Annotated in this window: 22 protein-coding genes and 1 riboswitch; of the genes, 10 read left to right on the top strand and 12 right to left on the bottom strand. The window is 43.3% G+C overall.

Translation table 11 applies throughout. From position 1 onward, the window contains the following. Nucleotides 1–56 precede the first annotated feature (56 nt). The 3 genes from rpoD to rpsU all read right to left on the bottom strand — a co-directional run bounded on the left by rpoD (nucleotide 57) and on the right by rpsU (nucleotide 4,230). Nucleotides 57–1,994, bottom strand: coding sequence for an RNA polymerase sigma factor RpoD (gene rpoD, locus AC4IFO_RS07860; RefSeq protein ID WP_490733512.1), 1,938 nt, complete (start codon nucleotides 1,992–1,994; stop codon nucleotides 57–59). Between the two features lie 105 nt (nucleotides 1,995–2,099). Next, nucleotides 2,100–3,845 (bottom strand): DNA primase, encoded by a 1,746-nt coding sequence (dnaG, locus tag AC4IFO_RS07855; protein WP_490733293.1) that lies wholly within the window; start codon nucleotides 3,843–3,845, stop codon nucleotides 2,100–2,102. A 169-nt stretch (nucleotides 3,846–4,014) separates the two neighbouring features. Then, a complete protein-coding gene (gene rpsU / locus AC4IFO_RS07850; RefSeq protein WP_001144069.1) occupies nucleotides 4,015–4,230 on the bottom strand; it encodes a 30S ribosomal protein S21 in 216 nt (71 codons plus the stop codon). A gap of 330 nt (nucleotides 4,231–4,560) precedes the next feature. Here rpsU and tsaD point away from each other — a divergent pair, with 330 nt between their 5' ends. Then, nucleotides 4,561–5,580 (top strand): tRNA (adenosine(37)-N6)-threonylcarbamoyltransferase complex transferase subunit TsaD, encoded by a 1,020-nt coding sequence (gene tsaD, locus AC4IFO_RS07845; protein WP_490733291.1) that lies wholly within the window; start codon nucleotides 4,561–4,563, stop codon nucleotides 5,578–5,580. A 61-nt stretch (nucleotides 5,581–5,641) separates the two neighbouring features. Here tsaD and AC4IFO_RS07840 read toward each other — a convergent pair whose 3' ends face one another. After that, nucleotides 5,642–7,174, bottom strand: coding sequence for a methyl-accepting chemotaxis protein (locus AC4IFO_RS07840; protein WP_490733289.1), 1,533 nt, complete (start codon nucleotides 7,172–7,174; stop codon nucleotides 5,642–5,644). Between the two features lie 290 nt (nucleotides 7,175–7,464). Further along, the gene (plsY, locus tag AC4IFO_RS07835) at nucleotides 7,465–8,121 is read right to left on the bottom strand and encodes a glycerol-3-phosphate 1-O-acyltransferase PlsY (protein WP_490733287.1); all 657 of its coding nucleotides are present in this window, start codon (nucleotides 8,119–8,121) and stop codon (nucleotides 7,465–7,467) included. A 107-nt stretch (nucleotides 8,122–8,228) separates the two neighbouring features. Here plsY and folB point away from each other — a divergent pair, with 107 nt between their 5' ends. Beyond that, on the top strand, nucleotides 8,229–8,588 hold the full coding sequence (folB, locus tag AC4IFO_RS07830; RefSeq protein WP_219249505.1) for a bifunctional dihydroneopterin aldolase/7,8-dihydroneopterin epimerase: 360 nt from the start codon (nucleotides 8,229–8,231) through the stop codon (nucleotides 8,586–8,588). A 40-nt stretch (nucleotides 8,589–8,628) separates the two neighbouring features. Here the strand turns inward: folB and AC4IFO_RS07825 are convergent, their stop codons facing one another. Both AC4IFO_RS07825 and AC4IFO_RS07820 read right to left on the bottom strand, forming a co-directional pair. Beyond that, nucleotides 8,629–9,873 carry a multifunctional CCA addition/repair protein gene (locus AC4IFO_RS07825; protein ID WP_490733285.1) on the bottom strand — a complete coding sequence of 415 codons (1,245 nt, stop codon included), beginning with the start codon at nucleotides 9,871–9,873 and terminating at the stop codon, nucleotides 8,629–8,631. A gap of 14 nt (nucleotides 9,874–9,887) precedes the next feature. Further along, entirely contained in the window at nucleotides 9,888–10,502 is a 615-nt protein-coding gene (locus AC4IFO_RS07820) for a TIGR04211 family SH3 domain-containing protein (RefSeq protein WP_219244456.1), read from the bottom strand. Nucleotides 10,503–10,782: 280 nt separating this feature from the next. Here AC4IFO_RS07820 and AC4IFO_RS07815 point away from each other — a divergent pair, with 280 nt between their 5' ends. The 5 genes from AC4IFO_RS07815 to AC4IFO_RS07795 all read left to right on the top strand — a co-directional run bounded on the left by AC4IFO_RS07815 (nucleotide 10,783) and on the right by AC4IFO_RS07795 (nucleotide 16,911). After that, nucleotides 10,783–11,745, top strand: a complete 963-nt coding sequence (locus AC4IFO_RS07815; protein WP_490733282.1) for a CYTH domain-containing protein — start codon at nucleotides 10,783–10,785, stop codon at nucleotides 11,743–11,745. A 12-nt stretch (nucleotides 11,746–11,757) separates the two neighbouring features. Beyond that, a complete protein-coding gene (gene glnE, locus AC4IFO_RS07810; RefSeq protein WP_490733280.1) occupies nucleotides 11,758–14,604 on the top strand; it encodes a bifunctional [glutamate--ammonia ligase]-adenylyl-L-tyrosine phosphorylase/[glutamate--ammonia-ligase] adenylyltransferase in 2,847 nt (948 codons plus the stop codon). 90 nt (nucleotides 14,605–14,694) lie between these two features. Next, on the top strand, nucleotides 14,695–16,122 hold the full coding sequence (gene hldE / locus AC4IFO_RS07805; protein WP_490733278.1) for a bifunctional D-glycero-beta-D-manno-heptose-7-phosphate kinase/D-glycero-beta-D-manno-heptose 1-phosphate adenylyltransferase HldE: 1,428 nt from the start codon (nucleotides 14,695–14,697) through the stop codon (nucleotides 16,120–16,122). A gap of 161 nt (nucleotides 16,123–16,283) precedes the next feature. After that, a complete protein-coding gene (locus tag AC4IFO_RS07800) occupies nucleotides 16,284–16,562 on the top strand; it encodes a type II toxin-antitoxin system HicA family toxin (protein ID WP_490733276.1) in 279 nt (92 codons plus the stop codon). Then, on the top strand, nucleotides 16,555–16,911 hold the full coding sequence (locus AC4IFO_RS07795; protein WP_490733274.1) for a type II toxin-antitoxin system HicB family antitoxin: 357 nt from the start codon (nucleotides 16,555–16,557) through the stop codon (nucleotides 16,909–16,911). The genes AC4IFO_RS07800 and AC4IFO_RS07795 overlap by 8 nt, the downstream gene beginning before the upstream one ends. Nucleotides 16,912–16,943: 32 nt before the next feature. Here AC4IFO_RS07795 and ubiK read toward each other — a convergent pair whose 3' ends face one another. Continuing rightward, on the bottom strand, nucleotides 16,944–17,210 hold the full coding sequence (ubiK, locus tag AC4IFO_RS07790; RefSeq protein WP_206083691.1) for a ubiquinone biosynthesis accessory factor UbiK: 267 nt from the start codon (nucleotides 17,208–17,210) through the stop codon (nucleotides 16,944–16,946). Nucleotides 17,211–17,390: 180 nt separating this feature from the next. Beyond that, the gene (locus AC4IFO_RS07785) at nucleotides 17,391–18,089 is read right to left on the bottom strand and encodes a DUF3592 domain-containing protein (RefSeq protein ID WP_490733272.1); all 699 of its coding nucleotides are present in this window, start codon (nucleotides 18,087–18,089) and stop codon (nucleotides 17,391–17,393) included. Between the two features lie 271 nt (nucleotides 18,090–18,360). Beyond that, a riboswitch (FMN riboswitch) is annotated at nucleotides 18,361–18,512 on the top strand. A 158-nt stretch (nucleotides 18,513–18,670) separates the two neighbouring features. Here AC4IFO_RS07785 and ribB point away from each other — a divergent pair. Together ribB and ygiD are read left to right on the top strand one after the other, a co-directional pair. Next, nucleotides 18,671–19,324 (top strand): 3,4-dihydroxy-2-butanone-4-phosphate synthase, encoded by a 654-nt coding sequence (gene ribB / locus AC4IFO_RS07780; protein WP_490733270.1) that lies wholly within the window; start codon nucleotides 18,671–18,673, stop codon nucleotides 19,322–19,324. Nucleotides 19,325–19,947: 623 nt separating this feature from the next. Then, on the top strand, nucleotides 19,948–20,775 hold the full coding sequence (gene ygiD, locus AC4IFO_RS07775; protein WP_490733268.1) for a 4,5-DOPA-extradiol-dioxygenase: 828 nt from the start codon (nucleotides 19,948–19,950) through the stop codon (nucleotides 20,773–20,775). Nucleotides 20,776–20,976: 201 nt separating this feature from the next. Here the strand turns inward: ygiD and AC4IFO_RS07770 are convergent, their stop codons facing one another. The 3 genes from AC4IFO_RS07770 to tolC form a co-directional block, all read right to left on the bottom strand. Continuing rightward, nucleotides 20,977–22,140 carry a glutathionylspermidine synthase family protein gene (locus AC4IFO_RS07770; protein ID WP_219244447.1) on the bottom strand — a complete coding sequence of 388 codons (1,164 nt, stop codon included), beginning with the start codon at nucleotides 22,138–22,140 and terminating at the stop codon, nucleotides 20,977–20,979. A gap of 6 nt (nucleotides 22,141–22,146) precedes the next feature. Further along, a complete protein-coding gene (locus AC4IFO_RS07765; RefSeq protein ID WP_490733265.1) occupies nucleotides 22,147–22,851 on the bottom strand; it encodes a DUF1190 family protein in 705 nt (234 codons plus the stop codon). Between the two features lie 400 nt (nucleotides 22,852–23,251). Continuing rightward, nucleotides 23,252–24,643 carry an outer membrane channel protein TolC gene (gene tolC, locus AC4IFO_RS07760; RefSeq protein ID WP_490733263.1) on the bottom strand — a complete coding sequence of 464 codons (1,392 nt, stop codon included), beginning with the start codon at nucleotides 24,641–24,643 and terminating at the stop codon, nucleotides 23,252–23,254. 310 nt (nucleotides 24,644–24,953) lie between these two features. Between tolC and nudF the strand changes: the two genes are divergently transcribed. Beyond that, the gene (gene nudF / locus AC4IFO_RS07755) at nucleotides 24,954–25,592 is read left to right on the top strand and encodes an ADP-ribose diphosphatase (protein ID WP_490733261.1); all 639 of its coding nucleotides are present in this window, start codon (nucleotides 24,954–24,956) and stop codon (nucleotides 25,590–25,592) included. Nucleotides 25,593–25,637: the final 45 nt, after the last annotated feature.

The raw sequence follows: 25,637 nt of genomic DNA, 5'->3' as shown, positions 1-25,637 counted from the left end.
CTCATAAAAAAACACCTGCCTAGGCAGGTGTTTTTGTCTATCCGAATAATGAATGATTATTCATCAAGGAAGCTGCGCAGAACTTCTGAGCGGCTTGGATGACGTAGTTTACGCAGTGCTTTCGCTTCAATCTGACGAATACGTTCACGGGTAACATCAAACTGCTTACCAACTTCTTCAAGCGTATGGTCAGTGTTCATGTCGATACCAAAACGCATACGCAGGACTTTTGCTTCACGCGCTGTTAAGCCAGCTAAAACTTCGTGAGTTGCAGAGCGTAAGCTTTCTGACGTTGCTGAGTCTAAAGGCAGCTCTAAAGTCGTATCTTCAATGAAATCGCCTAAATGTGAATCTTCATCATCACCGATAGGGGTTTCCATTGAGATTGGCTCTTTTGCAATCTTCAGAACTTTACGTATTTTATCTTCTGGCATCAGCATGCGTTCAGCCAGTTCTTCTGGCGATGGCTCACGGCCCATTTCTTGCAGCATTTGACGAGAGATACGGTTCAGTTTATTGATAGTCTCAATCATATGAACCGGAATACGGATGGTACGTGCTTGGTCGGCGATTGAACGCGTGATAGCCTGACGGATCCACCATGTCGCATAAGTTGAGAACTTATAACCACGGCGATATTCAAACTTATCAACGGCTTTCATCAGGCCGATGTTACCTTCTTGGATCAGGTCAAGGAATTGCAAACCGCGGTTGGTGTATTTTTTTGCGATAGAAATAACCAGACGTAAGTTCGCTTCAACCATCTCTTTTTTCGCACGGCGCGCTTTCGCTTCACCGATAGACATACGACGGTTGATATCTTTAACCTGCTCAATTGTCAGGCCAGTTTCTTCTTCAATTTGACGCAATCTTTGCAGGCAACGCAGAATTTCTTCTTCAACTTCAAGTAGTTTTTCAGACCAAGGCTTGTTCATTGCTTTTGCAGCTGTTAACCAAGTCTCACTGGTTTCGTTACCACTGAATAATGTGATGAAGTTTTTCTTCGGCATTTTGCACTGTTCAACACATAGCTTCATGATAGTGCGTTCTTGCAAGCGAACGCGATCCATCATTTCACGCATGTTATTGACCAGATAGTCAAATTGCTTAGGTACTAAACGGAACTCTTTGAACACTTCAGAAAGCTGTTCAATGGCAGCGGCAGTTTTTGCATCGCTACGTCCGTATTGTTTGATATGTTGACGCGTGCTTTCATACTGTTCACGAAGATCAGAGAATTTTTGGCGTGCTAATTCAGGATCGATGCTGTTGTCGTCATCGCTATCGCTGTCATCGCCGTCTTCATCGTCTTCATCTTCATCGTCGTCTTTATCTAGCTCTTCTTGTGGTAATTCAGAGCCGACGTGAGTGGCAGTAGGAGCAAGGTCTTCTTCCGCGTTAGGGTCAACAAAGCCTGTAATCAAATCAGATAGGCGGCTTTCACCTGCTTCAACACGGTCGTATTGCTCAAGAAGATAAGTGATAGCCTCAGGGTATTCAGCAACAGAGCACTGAACCTGATTAATCCCATCTTCGATACGTTTTGCAATGTCTATCTCACCTTCACGGGTAAGAAGTTCGACAGTTCCCATTTCACGCATATACATGCGAACAGGGTCAGTAGTTCGGCCAATTTCACTTTCAACACTGGATAAAACTTGTGCAGCGGCTTCTGCTGCATCTTCATCCGTATCGGAAGTATTTTCAGCCAAAATCAAATCATCGGCATCAGGTGCTTCTTCCATGACCTGGATGCCCATGTCATTAATCATCTGAATGATATCTTCAATCTGATCTGAATCGACGATATCTTCCGGCAGATGGTCGTTGACCTCAGCATAGGTTAAGTAACCTTGCTCTTTACCCTTGGTGACGAGTAGCTTAAGCTGCGACTGCGGGTTTTGCTCCATAAGACGGTATCCACACTTCTGAGTATTTAGATTGGTGTCGGTCGGCGAAACATTCGGCCAACAAGAACATACAAAGGGAAATATTTATTATTTGCTACGCCCTTTATTTTCGCAGCATTTTACAGGCATCTGCCTTGTGTTTAGCGGCACTTAAGCCGTTTTATATACTAATTCTGTTTTGGGTTTGTATTATGTTTTTACTTGCGATAGCGTAATTAAGTGCACCTCTTCGCGCTCCTGCGGGGTCAGACTTTGTGTGCGAGCTTTCGCCATTAAATAGTCGAAACGTTCGCTGAGGGCGCTATTAAATAGATGATTTAATGCATCTATAAAGGTATTTTCCGCTATCTCCTCTATTTCTATATCGTTCCATGTTGCTAGTTTTTCAAGCTGTTTCGAAAAATTATTATCTCGATAACGCTCTAGCAACTGCCCAGTCGTCATTCCGGGGGTGGAACGGCATACATCAACCAATTCCTGAAATAGAGAAAGCCCCGGCATTTGGATATGGGCAATTCCCTCTAATGAGGGAACAAGCTCCGAAAAGTTCGGATTTTGCACCAACAGTGCGATAAGAATTCGCATCGTGGTGGGTTTTAGTTTTGGTGCCTGATAATTAACTTGCTCGGTGTTCTCTCTATCAATAATAGCAAGAACCTGAGAAATATCTGGTATACCAATAAAATTTCCTAGCTCTTGCGCCATATAAAGGCGCAAAGTTTCACCCGGTATCTGTTTAATCAAGGGGATAGCAAGTTTACTAAATTTTGCTTTTCCTTCTTGGGTGGTTAAATCTACTTGTGGTACGAGTGAATCAAATAAAAAACCTGACAGCGTTTGTGCTGTTTGCATACGCTGCTCAAAGGCATCTTTACCTTCTTTGCGTACCAATGAATCAGGGTCTTCACCATCAGGTAAAAACATAAAGCGTAGTTGGCGGCCATCCGTTAGATAAGGCAGGGCGGTTTCTAGTGCGCGCCATGCTGCTTCGCGGCCAGCTCGGTCACCATCATAACAACAGATAACTGTATCTGTTGAACGATAAAGTAACTGAATATGTTCTGAGGTGGTTGAGGTTCCCAGAGATGCCACCGCATAGCGGATGTCATACTGAGCCAATGCCACTACATCCATATAACCTTCGACAACTAATAACTTCGCTAATTCACTGCTATTTTGTGTTGCTTCATAAAGGCCGAACAATTGGCGTCCTTTATGGAAAATATCTGTTTCTGGCGAGTTCAAGTATTTGGGTAATGCATCCCCTAATACGCGCCCACCAAAGGCGATAACTCGGCCTCGTCTGTCCCGAATAGGGAACATGACTCGCTCTCTAAAGCGATCATAGACACGGCCATTATCATTGGTCACTAACATGCCTGCATCATCAAGCTGCTTGCGACTCTCCGGGTTTACTGCGAATTTCTTGAGCAAGTTGTCCCAGCCCGGTGGGGCAAAACCAATGGAAAAATGCTCAATAATTTCTGCGCTCAAACCACGTTGGCTTAAATAATCTTTGGCTTTATTTGCCGAGGGATGATTTAAGGCAGCGCAGTAAAATTGGTTAATTTTCTCCATCAACTGATATAAGTTTTGTCGTTGATGTAATTCTATTTGGCTTGCACCTGTTCCTTTTTCATAGGGAACATCAAGGCCATGTAATGCAGAAAGCTCTTCAATTGCTTCGACAAAATCAAGTTTGTCGTAATTCATCAGAAAGTCGATAGCGTTACCGTGAGCGCCACAACCAAAACAATAATAAAACTGCCTTTCACCGTTAACGGTAAAAGATGGGGTTTTTTCGTTATGGAACGGGCAGCAAGCGTGATGGTTTTTACCCTGTTTTTTTAACGGGACTTTTGCATCGACTAAATCAATGATGTCAGTTCTTGCCAACAAGTCATTGATAAATGAACGCGGAATTCGTCCAGCCATAAGCCTCTTTTTCGCCTGTTGATGAACGATAATAAGCCGCGCTTCCTTTAGGAAAGCACGGCCTTTAACTGCTTAGCTATGACTACTACAAGAAATAAATAACTACGAGAGTGACTCAATTCTTATATTAGCTATCGTCTGTTATGAATGCGGCCAATACCGCAATCAACTAGTACAGACGAGTACGGCGTGCGTTTTCGCGAGCCAGTTTCTTAGCGTGACGCTTAACAGCTGATGCTTTAGCGCGTTTACGTTCAGTCGTTGGTTTTTCATAGAATTCACGACGACGAACTTCAGCTAAAACACCTGCTTTTTCACAGGAACGTTTGAAACGACGCAGTGCAACGTCGAATGGCTCGTTTTCACGTACTTTAATTACCGGCATGTGCCTCTCACCTCGATAGAAATCGGTTTGTTGCTGGTATGGATTCACCAGCCTTCATTTAAAATGGTGCGGAATTTTACTTCAATGAGTACGGGTTTGTAAAGTGCCGTATAAAATTGAATCACACAAGATCACCTGATTTGCAGCTCGTTCGATGAAAAAGCAAACAAAACCAGACAATAATGAGAATTAGCCACACGAAATTTTTTATTACAGGGGGTTGATTATAGACTATACAACAAGGAAAGTCAGCCTTTTGCCAACATAAATTACGCGATAGTCCGAAAATAGTGATAGACTTGCGCCTATGAAATAAACAAGGGTAGTGCAATGCGTGTTTTAGGTATCGAAACTTCTTGCGATGAAACTGGTATCGCAATCTATGACGATGAGCTTGGCTTACTCGCCAACCAATTATACAGCCAAATTAAAGTCCATGCTGATTACGGCGGAGTCGTGCCTGAATTGGCATCTCGTGACCATATTCGTAAAACGGTGCCACTGATCCAAGCGGCGCTGAAAGAAGCTAATTTAACCCGTGAAGACATCGATGCGGTTGCTTATACCGCAGGCCCTGGTCTGGTGGGGGCACTGATGGTTGGTGCAACTGTTGGGCGTGCATTGGCATTTGCTTGGAATGTTCCTGCAGTCGCTGTTCATCACATGGAAGGGCACTTATTGGCCCCGATGCTGGAAGAAAAAAGCCCTGAATTTCCTTTCGTTGCCTTGCTGGTTTCTGGCGGCCACACGCAATTGATTAGTGTGACAGGCATTGGAGAGTATGAGCTATTAGGCGAGTCCATCGATGATGCCGCAGGGGAAGCGTTCGATAAGACAGCAAAACTGTTAGGGTTAGATTACCCCGGTGGTCCCGTTTTATCCCGAATGGCGCAGCAAGGCACCCCAGGGCGTTTTGTTTTCCCAAGACCGATGACGGATAGACCCGGTTTAGATTTCAGCTTTTCAGGGCTAAAAACCTTTGCTGCGAATACCATTCGTGAAAATGCCGATGATGACCAAACTCGTGCAGATATCGCGCGTGCATTCGAAGATGCGGTTGTTGATACTTTGGCTATCAAATGTAAGCGTGCACTTGAGCAAACAGGCTTTAAACGTCTCGTTATGGCTGGGGGTGTCAGCGCTAACCGTACACTTCGCGCTAAAATGGAAGAGGTGCTGAAGCAGCGTGGTGGTGAAGCATTTTACGCGCGACCTGAATTTTGTACCGATAATGGCGCAATGATTGCACTTGCTGGGCTGATCCGCCTTAAAGGTGGCACTACCACAGGCTTAGGGGTGACAGTACGCCCTCGTTGGCCGCTGGCTGAATTACCGCCGTTAGAAAGGTAGCGTATATCCATATCAACATGAAGGGCTGTGGTTAAACAGCCCTTTTTAATGGCGTCAAATATTAGTGTAAAATAATCACCGCCTCTTCAAGACGGATAGAACGGTCTTTCACCATGTTGGATGTTTCAGTGCTTTGTTCAACCAATAGCGTGCTTTGCTGAGTGATAGTTTCTAATTCACTCACCGCTTGAGTGATATCAGAAATCCCCGCCGCTTGTTCTGATGTTGCTTGGCTAATATGCGTGATGAGCTGGGTGACATTTTGCACTTGGTCGACAATATTTTTCATTGTGTTCCCCGCAGTATGTACCTGGTTTTTCCCAGAATTGACCTTTTTCTCACAGTCATTAATCAATTCACGAATATCATTGACGGCGCTGGCACTTCGGCTTGCTAAGCTGCGAACCTCATTGGCCACCACGGCAAAGCCTTTGCCTTGTTCTCCTGCTCTGGCGGCTTCCACTGCGGCATTAAGCGCTAAGATATTGGTCTGAAATGCGATGTCTTTTATCACATCAGTAATTGAGTTGATTTTATTGGTGCTGTGAACAATTTCATCCATGGTGCCAACCACCGCTTCCATCATCGCACCACCGCTCACCGCGGTTTCACTGGTTGAGTTCGACAGTTGATCAACTTGAATGGTGTTATCTGCGTTCATTTTTACTGAAACGGCCATTTGGTTCATTGTTGCCACTGTTTGCTGCATATACCCTACCGTTCTTTGGGTATGAGTATCTAACTCATTACAGTCGACGACTAAAGATTGGCTACCTTTTCGTACGCTATCCACTTGTTCAGAAACATCTTTTATCAGCCAGCGACACACAAGGCCGAGTTGCCCGACGGAGCGCAATAGCTGGCCTATTTCATCGGTGCGTTGCATATGATTGACGCTATGGCGGTTACCACGCGCAATCCCCAGAGCTTGGGCCATGATATTTTCAAGGGGGGAGGCCAATATTCGCTCAAGGAAAATATTGCCAATTAACAGTGTAACAAATGTGCATAAGCTTGCGATAAGTAATGGGATGCTTTGTAATCCAGCTAAGCTAGCAGCGGCTATCCAAAGCACAAATAACATGCTCATAGAGAGTCGAATTCGCCAACGAGTTGAGAGGGTAGAGAGGTGAAAAGGCCATTTTTTAGAAAGCACAATACCCTTAAAGATTTTTTTTTGGCTCCTATTTTCATTCATAGCGGCATAGAGGGGTTCCACTGTAGCGATCTCTTGGCGAGTCGCACGAGTCCGAATCGACATGTAACCCGTAATAACACCTTTGCGTTCCATGGGAATAATATTGGCTCTCACCCAATAATGGTCGCCATTTTTACGCCTATTTTTGACAATGCCAGTCCACGGTTCGCCTTTTTTCAGAGTTGCCCACATATCCGCGAATGCCTGCTTTGGCATATCGGGGTGTCGAATAATATTGTGGGGGCGTGTTAATAATTCATCCAATTCATAACCGCTAACTTGAACAAAGAAATCATTAGCATGGACAATGTTTCCTTGTAGATCGCTAGTGGTCATAAGTGTGATGTCTTCATCTAAGACATGTTCATTTTGAGTGATATAAGGGGTTCTGCTCATGTTCAATACCATTATTATTGTTTAGTTTTCCTTTTATATAGTCGACAGCTTTTAAATATTCCTTAGTAATAAATTTGCAATAAATTAACTTTTTTTTAAAAATGTGCGCTAGTTATGGGAAAAATGTAACAACAGCACAAATTGCTACTGGTACAGTTTTAGGAAAGGATTAAACGCTATTGTTATTTTGGAATGTTCTTTTTAAGAAATTTTGGCAAGTGTTAGGGCATATTAGGGCATAAAAAAAGAGCTGATTTTCAGCTCTTTTAGATAAGGTTGGGGATGTATATTTAGTCGTCTAGTTCTTGCTCTTTAGCTTCTTGAGCAATTTCTTTATTGGTTTTTTGCTTTTTATTTTTCAATTTTTGCCAAATACGACTTTCTTGCCCACGCCATAAGCGTTGAATATTGCCATGATGACGCACCAACACTAAACACGATAACATAGCGACAGGGAAGGTGAACTCAGGTTTAAACCACCAGACATAAAATGGCGCTAATAGTGCACTAACAATCGCGCCAAGTGATGAATAGCCACTAAGTAGCACCGTGAGTAACCATGTTCCTGCGACTAACCCTGAGAGATCCCAGCCAATAGCAGCGATAGAACCAAATGCAGTCGCTACCCCCTTTCCCCCTTTAAAGTGAAAGAAAACAGGATAAATATGCCCAAGGCAGGCTGCAATTGCGACAAAGCCAAGATAGAATGGTTGCACATTGAGATAATAAGCCAGCCAAACGGGGATCATCCCTTTTAAAACGTCGCAAAGTAGTACGGCAGCGGCAGCGGCTTTGCCTCCAACGCGTAAGACGTTAGTTGCACCGGGGTTACCAGAGCCGTGTTGACGGGGATCGGGTAGTCTCGCTATACGGCAGATCAGTATTGCACTGGAAACTGATCCACAAAGGTAAGCGAAGATTATCATGCCAAGCGCGGTTGCACTCATAGCTAACTCCAAAACGGTTGAGGCCATATATTCACTTCAGCCTTGGATAATACGCATATTTTTGCTGAAGTGGTATTAATTCAGTACATAAACGAGAAAATGACGTGATGGATATCGTATTTATTGAACAATTATCAGTCATCACCACGATTGGTGTATATGACTGGGAACAAACTATTGAGCAGAAATTAGTGCTCGATATCGAAATGGGATGGGATAACAAACGCGCGTCTTTGAGCGATAATGTTGAACACTGCTTAGATTATGCGCAAGTCAGCCAAACCCTCATTAGCCATTTAGAAACAAACAAATTTGGTTTAGTTGAACGTGTTGCTGAAGAAGTCGCCCAACTTTTAATGACAAAATTCAATAGTCCATGGGTGCGCATTAAAGTCGCTAAACCAGGCGCTGTGGCACGCGCTCACCAAGTCGGTGTTGTAATCGAAAGAGGTACTAAAACCGCGTAAAAGATGACTGGCGGCGTTTTACCGCCAGTATCACTCATATCTATAGGTTCATCTCAATAATCTGTTGCTGTTGCTGCCAGTGGGCAATACGCTCAATACGCTGGCGTGTCAACTCTTGGCGTATATCAGGCCCTTTAAATCCTTGTTCAACAATGGGTTTTACCGCAACAGACTGTGCAATAGCAAATGCTTCGCGTAGAAATTCACCTTGCGGATAGGCGTGTCGTTCAAGACCCAGTCGCCCTCTAGCATCGGCTTCGCTGATTAAACTGAGCTGCATAATACGCTCTGGCTTGCGCCAACTATCTAAGCCATCAAAAACTGCCACTAAATCACCCGCAGATAACCGATTGATGACGTGAATTTTATCGTGGTATCGCGCAGCTAAACGTGCTAAATCCCTCGCATCTGTTGGGACTCGAAGACGATTACAAAGCTGCTCAATAAGTGGAATACCCGCTTCCCCATGGTTAGGATGGCTTGGCCAAACCTCAGGGGGCGTAAGCGCCTTTCCCAAATCATGGCAAAGTGCGGCAAAGCGAATGTCCACATCATTGGACAACGCTGCAATCACTTTCATCACCATCAACGTGTGAACCCCTGTGTCGATTTCAGGGTGCCACTTTTCAGGGGCAGGAATGCCAAATAAATTATCAATCTCAGGGAACAGCACTGCAAGCGCACCACATTGGCGTAAAACCTCAAAATAAACTTGCGGTGCGTTCGATTTAAGGGCTTTTTCTGTTTCAACCCAAACGCGTTCTGCCGTTAAGTGCGATAACTCTCCCGTCATCGCCATCGACTGCATTAACGCCAGTGTTTCAGGGGCAATTGTGAAGCCGTGTTCAAAATAACGCGCGGCAAAGCGTGCGACCCGCAAAACGCGCAAAGGGTCTTCCGCAAATGCATCCGAAACATGGCGTAGTACCCGCTTTTCGAGGTCATTCACGCCATTGAACGGGTCGATAATTTCCCCTGAATCGCTTTGGGCGATGGCATTAATGGTGAGATCGCGACGTAGTAAGTCATCTTCGATAGTGACATCAGGTGCGCTGTAGCAGCTAAAACCAGTATAGCCCGCCCCGATTTTCCGTTCTGTTCGGGCTAACGCGTATTCTTCATGGGTTTTCGGGTGCAAAAAGACGGGAAAATCTTTCCCAACTTGCTGAAAACCCTCTGCCAGCATAGCTTCAGGTGTCGTGCCAACCACCACAAAATCCCTATCAGAAATAGGAAGCTTTAAGAGTTGGTCACGTACGGCACCACCGACAAGATACACTTTCATCGCGATAACCTTAATTACGCCCAGCCATCATTACGTTTTTTACGGCGTGGAATGAGGTGCGGTAAAATTAAACCTAAAATTAAGCCTGCACCTGCCACGCCACCACCATACATAAACCATTGTAAAATCAATTCACGGCGGCGATCGTCAAGGTTCACTTCAGCAATCTCGAGTTTTTTACCTGACTTAATTAATTCATTCTTTAATTTTTCATTTTCTGCTTTCAGTTGGCGAACGATATTGTCGTTGTCTGCCACTTTTTGCTGCATATCGGCGGTTCGTGTGTTCCATGTACCATCAATATTATCTAACTGTTGGCGGAGTTTTTGATTTTCGGCCTCAAGTTCTGGGATGCGAGTTTTCATGCTTTGCTTATTGTTAAGCTGATCAGCAGGTAGCCAAACGGTTCTGCCTTTATCATCGCGTACCTGAGCAAACTTATTGTCAGTGGAAATGAGTTCAACTTCTTCCCCTGCATTGAGCGTTCCTACGATACGATATTTTGTGCCAGGGCCGCTATGAACATATGTTGATAAGTCATCTGAAACATAACGCTTTTCTGCTGCTTGTGTGTTTAAGGAAAGGCCTAGCCCCATGATTGAAATTAATAATAATGGAATTTTTCGCATGGTATTTACAGTCTTTTGGTGGTGAATGAATGTGGTATTCATTAAATACTAATAAGTAAAGTGGCAGGGTGCAAACCCTAAACACCGATGTCTTGGTACACTAAAGGATAATGAGAACTATCCTAACTGTCTAAATTACCCTTATTTTTACTCTTTTTTCAAGATAACTCACTAAAAGAAATCTGGCAGAGAGAATTTTTGATTTCAATACAGTTTCTTTTCTCAGCACCGCTTGATTGGGGTAAGATGAGTGCAGTGAAATTATCAGATAAGGATATGTATGAGCCACGTTGAGGTTGAACTCAAATTAGCCGCCAAAAGTGAGGCCATTGAGGCTGTCCGTCAGAGTATATCGACATTGCCTCATCAATACAGTGAGCCAACGAAGTTAACTAATATTTATTTTGACACGCCACAAAGGCAATTACGTCAATGGGATATGGGATTACGTATTCGTGGCTGTGATGGACGTTATGAAATAACGATGAAAACGGCGGGGCAGGCGATTGGTGGTTTGCATCAGCGACCTGAATACAATGTCGATATTGATTCTCCTGAGCTGAATCTTGCTGCTTTTCCTGAAGAAATCTGGCCCGAAGGTACGGATGTTATAGCATTGCAATCTGAACTCAGCGTGTTATTTAGCACCAATTTTACGCGTGAAAAATGGTTAGTGACATTTGAAGACAGTGAAATTGAGGTCGTACTTGACCAAGGTGAAATTTCTGCAGGTGCAAAAGATTTACCCATTCAAGAGTTTGAGTTAGAGCTCAAAAAAGGCTTTATTGCGGATGTGCTTAATTTAGCGAAAAAATTTGCAGATATTGATGGGCTGTATTTGTCCTCCTTAAGTAAAGCCGCTCGAGGTTATTCCCTACTTTCACCGACTAAAGCGCCATTAACCCGTCCTGAATCACTATTTGATTATGAAGAACAGCCAATTGAAAAATCGCTGACGCATATGCAGTTATTGTGTCAGCAACATGAAACTTATTGGTTAGCTGGTGAAAACGATGCACGCCAAGGTTTTGTTGAGTTTTTGCGTTTTGTTCAAGCCTTTTTGGTACATTATCAAAACTCTGCCCCTCATTTTATCCATGATACGCCGTTAGACCAATTACGCTTAGATATTGCGAATGAAGCCATCAGTGCGGATGATTTTTGTTATAGCAGCGAGTGGTTAAAGTGTAAGCTGGCCTTTATTCAATGGTTAAGTGCGCTGACCTACCAAGAAGATCACTAGGATTTAAACAACATGCATCCACTGCCTGATTTACTCCGAGCCCAAAAAGAACGTGTTTTAAATCAGTTAGCAGGCCAAGCGCCTGATTTATTGCCTTTAAGTGAAGATGAAGCTCAAGTGCTCTCTTTTAGTGATTTCGCACTTAAACAGGTACTTGCACACTCACGGTTTTTATTGGATATCCGCACGAACCCACCGAAGGCAGATGAGTGGCAACATTATGAGACTTGGCTTGCGAACAGTATTTCATCTGTTTCAAGTGAAGACCATTTAATGCAGGTGCTGCGCACGTTTCGCCACCAAATATTAGTGCGCTGTACGTGGATGCAAGTATTGGCAGTGTGTTCGCAGAAAGACACTATTTACCAACTCAGTGTATTAGCGGAAACCTTGATTGTTGCAGCAAGGGATTGGCTGTATCAGGAATATAGCCAGCAGTGGGGAACGCCTTGTAACCACGAAGGAAAACCACAACCGCTGTTAGTACTGGGAATGGGCAAATTAGGGGGGAGAGAGCTGAATTTCTCTTCCGATATTGACCTTATTTTTGCCTACCCAGAAAACGGTGTTACGCAAGGTGGCCGCAAAGAGCTTGATAATGCGCAATTCTTTACTCGCTTAGGGCAAAAGTTGATCCGCATGCTCGATCAAGTCACCGTCCACGGTTTTGTTTATCGAGTGGATATGCGTTTGCGACCGTTTGGTGATAGCGGCCCGCTAGTATTCAGCTTTTCAGCGCTGGAAGATTATTACCAAGAGCAAGGGCGTGATTGGGAACGTTATGCGATGGTCAAAGCGCGAATTATGGGACCCGATAGCCTGCATTACGCCGAAAGTTTGCGTAAATTATTGCGCCCGTTTGTTTATCGCCGCTATATTGATTTCAGCGTGATCCAGTCCCTGCGCAATATGAAAAATATGATTGAGCGGGAGGTGCGCCGCCGTGGTTTGGTGGATAACATCAAACTGGGCGCAGGAGGGATCCGTGAGATCGAGTTTATTTCCCAAGTTTTTCAGCTGATCCGTGGGGGCCGTGAACCGGTTTTACAATCACAATCGTTGTTTACCACGTTTCAAGGGATCCGCGAACTCGCTTTATTACCCGACAATCAGTTAGATATCCTGCAAGATAGCTATATTTTTCTGCGTAGAGTGGAAAATCTACTGCAAAGCATTGATGACCAACAAACCCAGACACTCCCTGACGATGCACTTAACCAAGCGCGTTTAGCGTGGGGAATGAATTTTGCCAATTGGGCGGGTTTTTACGCATCGTTAAGTGAAAAAATGGTAGCAGTCCACCAAATATTTACTGAGCAAATCGGGCAAGATGATGATGCTGAAGATGCGGGGAATTTCGATGAAATTTACATCACATTGTGGCAAAGCGACCTGTCTAAAGAAGAACTTGCCGCCTACTTACCCTCTCAGAATGAAGACATTGCTCAGCGGATTATTCATGGCATTTTAATGTTCCGCCATGACTTGAACAAACGCACTATCGGGCCAAGAGGGCGCGATGTTCTTGATGAGCTTATGCCCAAGTTATTGGCAAAAATTGGTGAACGTGATGATGCAGGGCAAGTCCTTGAGCGTATTACGCCATTGTTGCTCAGTATCGTCAGCAGAACCACTTACCTTGAGTTGATGCTTGAATTTGACGAGGTACTGACCCACGTTATTCGCTTGTGTGCTGCTTCGCCAATGATTGCTGAGCAGCTCTCTCGCCATCCTTTGCTTCTCGACGAATTACTTGACCCACAATCGCTTTATCAGCCTCTTCCATTAACAGCGTATCGCGATGAATTACGCCAATATTTGATGCGTGTGCCTGAAGAGGATGAAGAGCAGCAGCTGGAAGCATTGCGCCAATTCAAACAGGCGCAACTCTTGCGAATTGCTGCGGAAGATATTTCTGGCGTGCTGCCTGTCATGAAAGTCAGTGACCACTTAACCTACCTTGCTGAAGCCATTATTGATGCTGTTGTTCATCAAGCATGGCAAAAAATGGTGAAGCGCTACGGTGAACCTGCCCATTTAGCACAAGGTGATAGCAAGCAATATGGTTTTGCTGTATTAGGCTACGGTAAGTTGGGGGGCTGGGAATTAGGCTATAGCTCTGATTTAGATTTGGTTTTTCTGTTTGATTGCCCCTTGAATGTGGTCACTAACGGTGAGCGCTCTATTGATGCAAGGCAGTTTTATTTACGTGTTGCACAGCGCATTATTCACTTATTTAGTACGCGTACGGCATCCGGAGTTCTATATGAAGTGGATGCTCGTTTAAGGCCATCTGGGGAGTCAGGGATGTTGGTTAGTACCATTCAATCCTTTGATGATTACCAAAAAAATGATGCATGGACATGGGAGCACCAAGCACTTATTCGTGCTCGAATGGTATTTGGTGATGTTGAATTACAACAGCAATTTACCCGAATTCGCCATGAAACCCTGTGTTTGCCAAGAGAGGCAGACACACTGCAACAGCAAGTGCGGGACATGCGAGTAAAAATGCACCAGCACTTAGGTAGCCACCAAGCCAATGAGTTTGATTTAAAGGCTGACCCTGGTGGGATCACGGATATTGAGTTTATCGCTCAATATTTGGTGCTGCGCTTTGCCTCACAAAATAAAGCATTAACGCGTTGGTCTGACAATGTGCGTATTTTTGAACTGATGGCACAGTACGATTTTATGTCGGAAGAAGAAGCTAACGCACTAACTCAAGCTTACGTTACCATGCGCAATGAACTGCATCACTTAGCCTTGCAGTCATTACCCAGTCGTGTGGACATCAGCCAATTTGCAGAGCAACGTGAGCAAGTGTTAGCCAGTTGGCAAAAATGGTTAGGTGAATGAGTTAAAACGTATTTTATTTAGCTAATTAGCGCAATATGCTAATATTTCGCTAATTATGATCAAATTTCCTTTTTAAAACTGGAGTGCAGGATGAAAGTAACTCTTCCGGATTACAAAAAAGCCGGTGTGCTGGTAGTTGGCGATGTGATGTTAGACCGTTATTGGCATGGCCCTGCAAACCGTATTTCCCCAGAAGCCCCTGTGCCAGTGGTTAAAGTCACGATGGTAGAAGAACGCCCAGGTGGCGCGGCAAACGTCGCGATGAATATTGCATCATTGGGGGCAAGCTCTCGTCTTGTCGGCTTAACAGGGATTGATGATGCAGCAAAAGCATTAACGGAAAACTTAAATGCGGTACAAGTTCGCTGTGATTTTGTTGCTATCCCAACACATCCAACGATTACAAAATTACGGGTGCTTTCTCGTAACCAGCAGTTAATTCGCCTTGATTTTGAAGAAGGTTTTGACAACGTCGATGTGGCGCCTGTTTTAGAGCGTATTGAACAAGCTTTGCCACACATCGGCGCATTAGTGCTATCTGACTACGCAAAAGGCGCATTAACTCACGTTGAAAAAATGATAGCGTTAGCAAATAAAGCGGGTGTACCTGTATTGATTGACCCGAAAGGGAGCAATTTTGAGCGCTACCGCGGCGCAACGTTATTAACGCCAAATATGTCTGAGTTTGAGGCCATCGTTGGGTCTTGCAAGACAAATCAAGATGTTGAAGAAAAAGGGATGGCGCTACTTAATTCATTGGAATTAAAAGCGTTATTGATCACGCGCTCAGAACAAGGCATGAGCCTGATCCGCCGTGATGAAGCGCCACTGCATCTGCCAACACAAGCACAAGAAGTGTTTGATGTCACGGGGGCGGGTGATACGGTCATTGGTGTATTAGCGGCATCAATTGCATCTGGTCGTCCATTACACGAAGCTTGTGCGTTAGCGAATGCCGCGGCGGGTGTTGTTGTTGGTAAACTTGGAACATCCACTGTTTCTCCTATCGAATTGGAAAATGCGATCCGTGGCCGTGCAGATACGGGCTTTGGTGTGATGACCGAAAGTGAGCTCAAACAAGCGGTTGCCAATGCAAGGCAACGTGGTGAGCGCGTGGTGATGACTAACGGGTGCTTTGATATTTTGCACGCAGGCCATGTTTCGTATTTAGCTAATGCACGTAAGTTGGGTGATAGACTGATTGTTGCGGTAAATAGCGATGCATCAACGCGTCGTCTTAAAGGTGAAACGCGTCCAGTGAACCCATTAGAGCAGCGTATGATTGTTTTAGGTGCGCTAGGGGCGGTAGATTGGGTCGTGGCTTTTGAAGAGGACACGCCGCAACGTTTAATTGCTGAAGTTCTACCTGATATTCTGGTTAAAGGGGGTGATTATCGCCCTGAAGATATCGCAGGCAGTGCTGAGGTTTGGGCTGCGGGTGGTGAAGTCAAAGTACTTAATTTCGAAGATGGTATTTCAACCACCAATATTATTAAAAATATTATGAAAACCAGCTAATCACTGATTAGTTCGTTAATTATTGATGGCCCAGCTTTGGTGATATGCCGAAGCTGGGTTTTTTATTATTTAATGGTTTTAAATAACAATGACGTCATCTATTGACGTCATTGTGTTTTTATCTTAATTTGATATCAGTTAATGACGTCATGGAATAGACGATGATCAAAATCAGGGAATTGAGTGCTAAGCACCGGAAAACCATGGTTGATATACTGACCATCCCACCTAAATCAGCCATTAGGTGGGATGATGTACTCAGTTTAATCAATCATCTAGGTGGTCAAATCAAAAAGGGTAATGGCTCACGACGCAGGTTTATTTTATGTGGTTCGTTGTTTCTGACACACCAACCTCATCCGGGGAACACAATGGATAAAGGCGCGGTTAATGGATTACGTGAATGGTTAGAAAACATAATAGGGGTGGAATATGATTAAAAGCAGTAATGTCATGACAATCAATGGGCATCCTGCTTCTGTCACCTATGAGGCAGACATTAAAGCATTTCGCGGTCAATTTTTAGATGTGAGTGGTTATTGTGATTTTGTTTCCGATAGTATTGAAGGGCTGAAAAAAGAAGGGCAAATCTCATTAAGTGATTATATTGAAAGTTGTCGTGAGGAAGGAATACAGCCATTTAAAGATGAAGGTACCGTGAAGTCATTCACGTTGCGTTATCCTAGCCGCTTGGAAGCTTATTTAAATGCTGCGACAACAGCTCATAAGATCTCTAAAAATCAGTATATCGTACAGTTATTAGAACGCGAGTTAGTGTCTAATGAGTAAAATGTGACGCCAACGAGGCGTCACAATTCGGTTTATTCAGCTGTTTTTTCTTCAGTACTTAAGCTGGCTTCAAGGGCGCTGATGCGTTGTTCCATTTTGGCTAACTTTTCGCGAGTGCGTAACAATACTTGAGTTTGAATATCAAACTCTTCACGGCTGACTAAGTCTAATTTGCCAAGTTGCGACTGTAGCAGTGAGCGCAGTTTTTTATCAAAATCTTCACCTAAATCACGTACGCCTTGGGGTAAAGCACCTTGAATTTGGCGAGCAACTTGTTCAAGTTTTTTCGGATCGAGCATTCGCGGGTCCTTAAATTTTTTAAGAAATGAGTTGCGGGTAGTGTAATACCTCTTGTCGTGGTAATAAACTCTTTTCCTGTTTCCAGATGATACTTGGCGCACAAGGGGGCAAGAGGGGATGAGACAGAGGGATAAATGACCACCTTGAAGGGTGAATTACCCAAGATGGTCATTTTAAGGCTATTTCAATTCAGGTAAAAAACTGATGTCCATGTAGTATTTATTGGCATTACTTTTATCGAGATAAATGGTTACATTTTCCCTATCAATATAAGGAGATGGGTCAAAATAAATATTCTCACTTTTATAACGTTTAATTGAATTTGTACTTTTATCATGTACATCTGCAATAATTTGATAAGGAGAACGCTTATTCACTTGGATCATGGTATTTTCTTCAACGCCCGTGATTTTGACTTGAATTGGCGTCCCCTCACGCAACAAACGGGTGCTTTTTTTCTTACTGGCGACACCGAGCAAAACAGGAATACCGCCAATTAACGTAAATACACCGCCGAAAATTCCCAGAAAAATACTCAGACCATATACGCCAAAGAATGAATCAATAATGGCATCTTGTGGGTTTGCAGGGTTATAAAGTATATCAATGGATTGGCCGATACTATTTCGATAGCTACTGCTCCCCATCGATGAACGAAACTCAATTTTTTGATTTTCTAGGGTGGTAAATTCAACAATTGGAAAATAGGTTTTTGACTTATCTTCCGAAACACTGATGTCCAGATCAGTGATTACCCCTGTTGTTTTGATGCCATTTTTTGCCATATCCATACCGGAATTAAGCGTAAAAGCCGTTCCGATTAAAAATAAGATGCCAATCACTAAAAAAATGGGAAAGATAAAACGGTACTTTTTCACGGTGCTATTCCTTTAATTGTGTTCTTATTACTGAGTATTATTATATAAACTGATGAATTATTTTAGTTAAGTATGGTGTTTATCTAGATATTTAGGATAATTTACGTATTCTTGGTTTTTTATACCTTATGGGCAAACAGTGATTTCTGTATTTTTAATTACCCCTGATAACTCTAGGTTTTTATTCATGTTTTTTGACCAAAAGTGTGAGAGGCTCGCCAATTTTGAAAAGCATCGTTGCGTAGTAGAATTATTGGCGTTATATTAATTGCGTTTATCTCAGGGCGGGGTGAAAGTCCCCACCGGCGGTAACATGCAACGCGCATGAAGCCCGCGAGCGCTTTATCATTTTGGTGATAAAGGTCAGCAGATCCAGTGTGAATCTGGAGCCGACGGTTATAGTCCGGATGGGAGAGAATTAACTGTATCTGCATATTTGTGCCGTAATGCACAATCATGTTCTGCATACCTGAATGGGTAGGTTGCCACTTATGGGCAATTTATTTATTCATCATTTCTCGTAATCCTAAGACTGCCTTGATTCTGGTAACTAGTTAATAACTATTTAAGAGGTTTTTACCATGGATCATACGCTACTTTCCGAATTCGGTAATCCAATCGAACGTGTTGAAAAAGCTCTCGAAGCCTTACGTCAAGGCCAAGGTGTTCTTGTTCTGGACGATGAAGATCGTGAGAACGAAGGCGATTTAGTTTTTGCAGCAGAAACCATGACCGCAGAGCAAATGGCATTTACCATTCGCTACAGCAGCGGCATTGTGTGCTTGTGTATCACTGAAGAGTGTCGTAAAAAACTGGAACTGCCAATGATGGTGGAAAATAACACCAGCCAAAATCAAACGGGCTTTACCGTGACGATTGAAGCAGCAAACGGTGTCACGACAGGTGTTTCAGCCGCAGACCGTATTACAACTATTCGTGCAGCGATTGCCGATAACGCAGTGCCAGCAGACCTAAACCACCCAGGCCACGTTTTCCCATTGCGAGGTCGCGAAGGCGGTGTATTAGCACGTCGTGGTCATACAGAAGCCTCTATCGATTTAGCGTCTTTAGCAGGGTTTAAACCAGCAGGTGTATTATGTGAATTGACCAACGATGATGGCTCAATGGCTCGTACACCAGATGTGACGGCATTCGGTAAGCAACATGGTCTGACGGTAGTGACTATCGAGGATTTAGTTCAATATCGTTTGCAGCTTGAAAAGAAAGCGAGCTGATCCTCGTCATATTTCGCGCTGTGGCGGTGTTGGCTTCTCTTAGCCATCTTAGTCACATACTTATGTATGCTCCTAAGAATGACTTCGTTTGCCGCCTAGCCACAACGCGAACTATTTAGAGGATGTCTTCGTCGTATTTCAAGCGGTGGCGGTGTTGGCTTCTCTTAGCCATCTTAGTCACATACTGGTGTATGCTCCTAAGAATGACTTCGTTTGCCGCCTAGTCACAACGCGAACTATTTAGAGGAATATCCTCGTCATATTTCGAGTGATCACTGCGTTGGCTTCACGCCGCTACCCTAGTCACATACTTATGTATGCTCCTAGGGATAGCTTTGTTTTGCCGCCTTGCGCTAACTCGAACTATTTAGAGGAATGTTCTTGTCGTATTTTGAGAAGGCGCTCGTTTTTTTAAACTTAAATATAAATGGCTAATTTGACCAGAGTTATTTAAGTTATTGATAATACGTTAAGCATATAGAATATTATTAAGGCCACTGAGTTGCACACCTCGTGGCCTTTTCAATTTTTTTGATGATCATACTCATAATTAGGCCACTGTGTTTTTTGCACAAAAGCGTATGCTGTAAGTAGAAACTAATTGAGTTGGAGTTGAAATCATCATGTCGGTAAATACTTCAGTCGTAAATAACAAGATCCCCGCGATTTTTATAGGCCACGGTAGCCCAATGAATGCTATCGAGGACAATCCTTATACCAAAGCGTGGGAGCAGCTCGGCAAAACCTTACCCCGTCCAAATGCGATATTGGTGATTTCAGCGCACTGGTATACTCGTGGTACGGCGGTGACCTCGATGTTAAAACCTAAAACGATCCATGATTTTGGCGGGTTTCCAGACGCATTATACCAAATTGAATACCCAGCACCAGGTTCACCAGAACTTGCTCAGCAGGTTGCTGATTTATTAGCACCAGAACCTATTTACCTTGATAAGGAAGAGTGGGGGCTTGACCACGGGACATGGGAAATTTTAGTGCGCATGTATCCAGAAGCGGATATTCCGGTGATCCAATTAAGCATTGATGGCACAAAACCTGCGACTTGGCATTATGAGTTAGGCAAAAAGTTGTCAGTTCTCAGAGAGCAAGGCGTGCTTATCATGGGCAGTGGGAATGTGGTGCATAATCTGCGTGCGATGAATTGGCAAAATGCACAAGCAGAGCCTTATCCATGGGCTTTGTCTTTTGAACAATTTGTCTACGATAACTTGCAAAGCAACGCTCTCCCACACCCGCTCACTAAAGGGCTAGAAAGGGAAGATGGCAAATTATCCAACCCATCGGCAGAACATTACCTGCCTATTTTACCCATTTTAGGAGCTTGGGATGGTGAAGAAGAGATAAGCACACCGATTGAAGGAATTGTGTCGGGGTCGTTGAGTATGATGTCGGTCATCGTCGGTTCTTCCTCGTCATATTTCAGGCTGTAACGTTGTTGGCTTCTCTTAGTCATCTTAATCACATACTTGAATGACTTGGTTTGCCACTTAGCTACAACTCGAACTATTTAGAGGAATGCCTTCGTTGTATTTCGAGCCAATCGCACGGATATTTTAGGTTGTCATATTTTTTAAGGCATAAAAAAGCCCAAACAAAATTAATTGCTTGGGCTTTTGTGATCGAGTTATTGATCAGTCGATGATTGTATGTGGATAGAAACGAGACAGATCTTGAGTGATCAGTTCTTTATCTTCACGAATACAAATTCCCGCAGGTTGATCATTCACCAACCAGCTCCCGACTAAGGTATAACTACCTTCAAATTGCGGTAGTGGGTGGAATTGTTGAATAATCATACCTTCTTCGCCGTATGGGCCATCCGCAGCGGCAATTTCTTTGCCATTTTCAATAATACGGATATTGGCACCTTCACGGGAAAATAAAGGTTTAATCACATACTTATCGAGCTCAGGCTGCGTTTTGCCATCGGCAAAATAAGCAGGAAGCAAGTTTGGATGATCAGGGAACATTTCCCATAACATCGGTAGCAATGCTTTGTTCGAAATAATGCTCTTCCAGGCAGGTTCTAACCAGCGAACGCCAGCATCTTGCAGCTTGGTAGAGAAAATTTCACGTAGCATAAACTCCCATGGATACAGCTTAAACAGATTACTGATAACCTGATCTTGTGTATCTGTGAATTCGCCTCTTTCACCTAAACCGATTTCATCAATATATAAGAACTCGGTAGCAACGCCCGCTTCATTGGCACAGTCTTGTAAATATTGCACTGTACCACGGTCTTCTTCCGTATCACGGCAGCAAGACATGTGCAGCAGACGGAAACCGTATTGATCTTTAAGTTGAGTAAAACGTTCGATCAACTGTTCTTGAATGCTGTTAAATTGATCCGCATTTTCAGGCAGCTTGCCCGCTTCAATTTGATCTTCTAACCAGATCCATTGGAAAAATGCGGATTCATATAAAGATGTTGGCGTATCGGCGTTATTTTCCAGTAATTTCGGTGGGTTGACACCATCGTAGGCAAGATCGAGCCTTGAATATAATGAAGGCTGTTCGCTTTTCCACGAGCTACGGACAAATTCCCAGCAGTGTTTAGGAATTTGAAAGCGTGCCAGTAATTCGTCACTTTCAATAACACGTTCAACCACTTTTAGGCACATTTGATGCAGTTCAGCGGTTGCATCTTCGATTTCGTCGATTTGTGCCAGAGTGAATTGATAATACGCATCTTCAGACCAGTACGGCTCGCCGTACATGGTGTGAAATTCAAAGCCAAACTCAGAGGCTTTTTCGCGCCAATTTGGGCGCTCAACAATAGGAACTCGTTTCATTACAGATCAACCACCCATTGAACGGGAAGAAGACGTTGATTTTGCAGATGAAGAGGAACGTTGTGCCATTGCTTGTTTATTAACTGTGTCACCAAAACCACCACGTGTCACGGTTGATGTGGTCGGTGGCTTAGGTGCCATTGCCGTTTTTGGTACGCTCATTGAACGGCCGCCCGCAACTGCAGGGCCATAGCTTTTACCTGATGCATCGACAAATTTACCGTTCGCTGGGCTTGCCGGATTTTTTGAGCTAAACAGTGGCTGAGATGCTGCGCTACCGCCCATCATTCGACCCATCATATAACCCATCATGAGTGGCATCCACATGCTGCCGCCGCTGCTTTGTGCTTGTGCGGTTTGCTCGCCATTGGTTGAGCTCGTTCCTGCAAGACCCGCTTGAGCAGGGGCTTGAGTACACATAGACTCACCAAATTCAGCAATACAGTCAGCTTGCGTTGCGTATTTAGGCGCAGTTTTTGCGGCTTCTTGTAATGCATTATTGTAAGCGAGAGTACATTGATCCGCTTGAGATGGATTTGCTTGGCTACAATCTTGTGCATTGGTATACAGAGATACCGTTTCATCGCTTTCTTCACAGGCAGAAAGCATAAATACCGCACTAACAGCGACTGCGACAGGCGCTAAACGGTATGAACGCCAAGACTTGCGGAAGGCGTTTTGATTAATATCTTTGGTACGCTTCATGGTCATGGTAATTACCCTGAATAAGATTTAAGTAAGATGTTTTATAAGTTACCTCTAGGATAGGGGATAAACGCCGAAAATTAAAGCAGAAATATGGCAGAAATAGATTGAAATTATCATTTTTGTAACTTTCTTCTCTTTTTTGAGAAAAGGTGGGAGGAAGTCGAAAAGAAAAATGAATATTTTTATTAAATATCAATAAATTAACTGAAGATTATTTTTTGAACTATTTAATAATAACTAAAGTGAGAATTGACTGAATTTTGCTACTGAGGGAAGGTAAAACTGTTTTAGCTGATTCAATTTGGGCTAAACGAATGATTTAGGGGGTTTCTGTTGAGCTTTGATAAAAAATAACCCGCCAACGCAGCGGGTCATTCTATTTGACTAAAATTAAATGCAAAAATTATTTAATTTTAGGTGCATTAGTATTACGGATAATGCTGCTTGGCTCAGTGGAAATTTCTTTGCCTAAGTTCGCATTTAAGCGCGCAATGTCATCTTCGTTTAACGTACCGCGAGCAAATTCAATATTCAGCTGGTTAATCATATAGTCATAACGTGCATTAGACAGATTTTGCTTCGCTTGGTATAGCGCAGTGGTTGATGTTAATACGTCAACAATCGTACGAGTACCCACTTGGTAGCCAGCTTCCATCGCATCTAATGAACTTTGTGCAGAGACAACAACTTGTTTGTATGCATTGATGCTACTGATAGATGAAGAGACGTTATTAAATGATGAACGCACTAGCTGAACTACATTACGATAAACGCTTTCCAATTGCTCGCTTGCGCCTTGGAAGCCGTATTGTGCTTGTTCAACTTGTGAGCTAGTTGCACCACCGGTGTATAATGGAATGCTTAAATTTAAGCCGATACTGTTTTGCCCATTATAACTGTTGCTTGCGCCTCTACCCGTTAAGCTATTGTTGTAACCACTACCGTGATTATAGGTATTAGTCACCGCGGTAGATGCATCAAGGCTAACAGTTGGCATATGGCCTGTTTCTGCTAAACGGATGTTTTCACGAGAAACGTCTTGAGCCAAGCGCGCACTTAACAGGCTAAGGTTACGTTCTTCCGCTTCTTTTAAGATAGCGTTGATATCGCCCAGCTCAGTAGTTTTAAAGCGATCGATATTTAAAGATGCCAGTTGGTTATAGTATACACCGCTGACTTGACGCAGTTTTTCAATCGCGTTTTCTAAGTCGTTACGGCCTGCAACTTCTTGTGCGATAACGCTATCGTAGTTGGCACGGGCGTTTTGCACGTCAGTTATTGCAACAAGACCGACGTTAAAGCGTTGGGTAACTTGGTCTAATTGGCGATAAACGGCTTCTTTATTCGCTTCAATATAAGATAGCGCGTCAATTGCTTTTAAAACGTTAAAATAAGCCGTTGCTGTATCTAAAATTAATTGCTGCTGGCTGGTTTGGTATGTGACATCAGAAATACCCGCCGTTTTTTCTTGGATCGTCAGTTGGCGCCATTTTGACATATCAAAAACAGTTTGCGTTAATTTCAGCGAGGCATTTAAACCAGTGCTTTCGGTATTATTTGCATCACGATAACCACTGCCATAGCTAGCGCCTGCGCCTAAACCTAATTGAGGTAATAATGGGCTGCGAGCTTCATTAATTTTCTCAAAAGCTTGATTACGTTCAGCTAATGATTTTCTTAACTCGGGGTTACTTTCTTTCGATTTTTGGTAAACCTGTAGTAAATCGTCTGCGAAGCTATTGGTACTGAGACCCACAAAACTCATCGCAATTAAAAGGGGAAGCAGTTTCTTCATTTTGATTCCTTGATTAAACAGCAAATTATGTTGAGTCTGTTACCTAAAACGTACCATGCCTAATTTAGGCGATTGATATAAAAAATGCGCTTTAGAGACAGTCATGAAAAAAACAGACCCTATTGTTGCTCTTAGATTTGAATAATGGCGCTTATTGTAGCAGAGGTTCGTTTGAATTAACGGTAGCCTTTTGTGCCATTTTGTCTCAATTTTATTAAACATTACCTCATCTAAGGCTAAAAAACTTTAAAAACAGTTTTAATCCACAATTATTTCCTTAAGATGGAAATTAATGGGTTTGGAGAATGCAATGACAAATAAAATAGAACAGCCAATTAAATTTGGCAAAAATGATGTTGAAATTATATCCAAGCGTAAATTATTTAACGGTTTTTTTCAAATGATTGAATACCGATTTCGCCATCGGTTGTTTGCGGGTGGATGGAGTCATGAAATTCGCCGTGAAGTTTTTGAGCGCGGTCACGCAGGCGTGGTTTTACCTTATGATCCACAAACCGATAATGTCGTGTTAATCGAACAAATTCGCTTCCCAGCAATAGAAACTAGCGAAACGCCGTGGTTGCTCGAAGCCGTTGCCGGGATGATTGAAGAAAATGAATCCCCAGAAGAGGTTATTCGCCGTGAAGCGATAGAAGAAGCTGGCCTAGAAATCCGCCATACGGAGAAAGCACTCAGCTACCTTTCTAGCCCCGGTGGTACGACGGAACGCATGCACGTGTTTATTGGTGAAGTAGATAGCCGCCAAGCCCAAGGTATTCACGGCTTAGCATCTGAAAATGAAGATATCAAAGTGCACGTTGTTAGCCGCGAGCAGGCCTATCAGTGGGTAGAAAACGGCACTATCGATAATGCTGCAACAGTCATTGCTATTCAGTGGTTACAGCTCAATTATCATAAACTTAATGAAAAATGGATGAAACTATCTTAAAGAACAATTAATCTAGTGAAGTGTGTGCTGATTAGCAGATATTTA

This window comes from Providencia sp. UF-224 (genome assembly GCF_058245955.1).
Note: the sequence above shows the minus strand (reverse complement) of the source record. Positions and strands in the feature narration are given on the sequence as shown.

What these genes read in the sequence shown, in the direction of transcription:
- AC4IFO_RS07825 (WP_490733285.1), bottom strand. Translation starts at nt 9,873, where the DNA reads ATGAAAGTGTATCTTGTCGGTGGTGCCGTACGTGACCAACTCTTAAAG.
- nudF (WP_490733261.1), top strand. Translation starts at nt 24,954, where the DNA reads ATGACAAATAAAATAGAACAGCCAATTAAATTTGGCAAAAATGATGTT.
- plsY (WP_490733287.1), bottom strand. Translation starts at nt 8,121, where the DNA reads ATGAGTGCAACCGCGCTTGGCATGATAATCTTCGCTTACCTTTGTGGA.
- ribB (WP_490733270.1), top strand. Translation starts at nt 18,671, where the DNA reads ATGGATCATACGCTACTTTCCGAATTCGGTAATCCAATCGAACGTGTT.
- hldE (WP_490733278.1), top strand. Translation starts at nt 14,695, where the DNA reads ATGAAAGTAACTCTTCCGGATTACAAAAAAGCCGGTGTGCTGGTAGTT.
- AC4IFO_RS07820 (WP_219244456.1), bottom strand. Translation starts at nt 10,502, where the DNA reads ATGCGAAAAATTCCATTATTATTAATTTCAATCATGGGGCTAGGCCTT.
- ubiK (WP_206083691.1), bottom strand. Translation starts at nt 17,210, where the DNA reads ATGCTCGATCCGAAAAAACTTGAACAAGTTGCTCGCCAAATTCAAGGT.
- AC4IFO_RS07770 (WP_219244447.1), bottom strand. Translation starts at nt 22,140, where the DNA reads ATGAAACGAGTTCCTATTGTTGAGCGCCCAAATTGGCGCGAAAAAGCC.
- AC4IFO_RS07795 (WP_490733274.1), top strand. Translation starts at nt 16,555, where the DNA reads ATGATTAAAAGCAGTAATGTCATGACAATCAATGGGCATCCTGCTTCT.
- folB (WP_219249505.1), top strand. Translation starts at nt 8,229, where the DNA reads ATGGATATCGTATTTATTGAACAATTATCAGTCATCACCACGATTGGT.
- tolC (WP_490733263.1), bottom strand. Translation starts at nt 24,643, where the DNA reads ATGAAGAAACTGCTTCCCCTTTTAATTGCGATGAGTTTTGTGGGTCTC.
- glnE (WP_490733280.1), top strand. Translation starts at nt 11,758, where the DNA reads ATGCATCCACTGCCTGATTTACTCCGAGCCCAAAAAGAACGTGTTTTA.
- AC4IFO_RS07800 (WP_490733276.1), top strand. Translation starts at nt 16,284, where the DNA reads ATGATCAAAATCAGGGAATTGAGTGCTAAGCACCGGAAAACCATGGTT.
- AC4IFO_RS07815 (WP_490733282.1), top strand. Translation starts at nt 10,783, where the DNA reads ATGAGCCACGTTGAGGTTGAACTCAAATTAGCCGCCAAAAGTGAGGCC.
- dnaG (WP_490733293.1), bottom strand. Translation starts at nt 3,845, where the DNA reads ATGGCTGGACGAATTCCGCGTTCATTTATCAATGACTTGTTGGCAAGA.
- tsaD (WP_490733291.1), top strand. Translation starts at nt 4,561, where the DNA reads ATGCGTGTTTTAGGTATCGAAACTTCTTGCGATGAAACTGGTATCGCA.
- AC4IFO_RS07765 (WP_490733265.1), bottom strand. Translation starts at nt 22,851, where the DNA reads ATGACCATGAAGCGTACCAAAGATATTAATCAAAACGCCTTCCGCAAG.
- AC4IFO_RS07840 (WP_490733289.1), bottom strand. Translation starts at nt 7,174, where the DNA reads ATGAGCAGAACCCCTTATATCACTCAAAATGAACATGTCTTAGATGAA.
- rpsU (WP_001144069.1), bottom strand. Translation starts at nt 4,230, where the DNA reads ATGCCGGTAATTAAAGTACGTGAAAACGAGCCATTCGACGTTGCACTG.
- ygiD (WP_490733268.1), top strand. Translation starts at nt 19,948, where the DNA reads ATGTCGGTAAATACTTCAGTCGTAAATAACAAGATCCCCGCGATTTTT.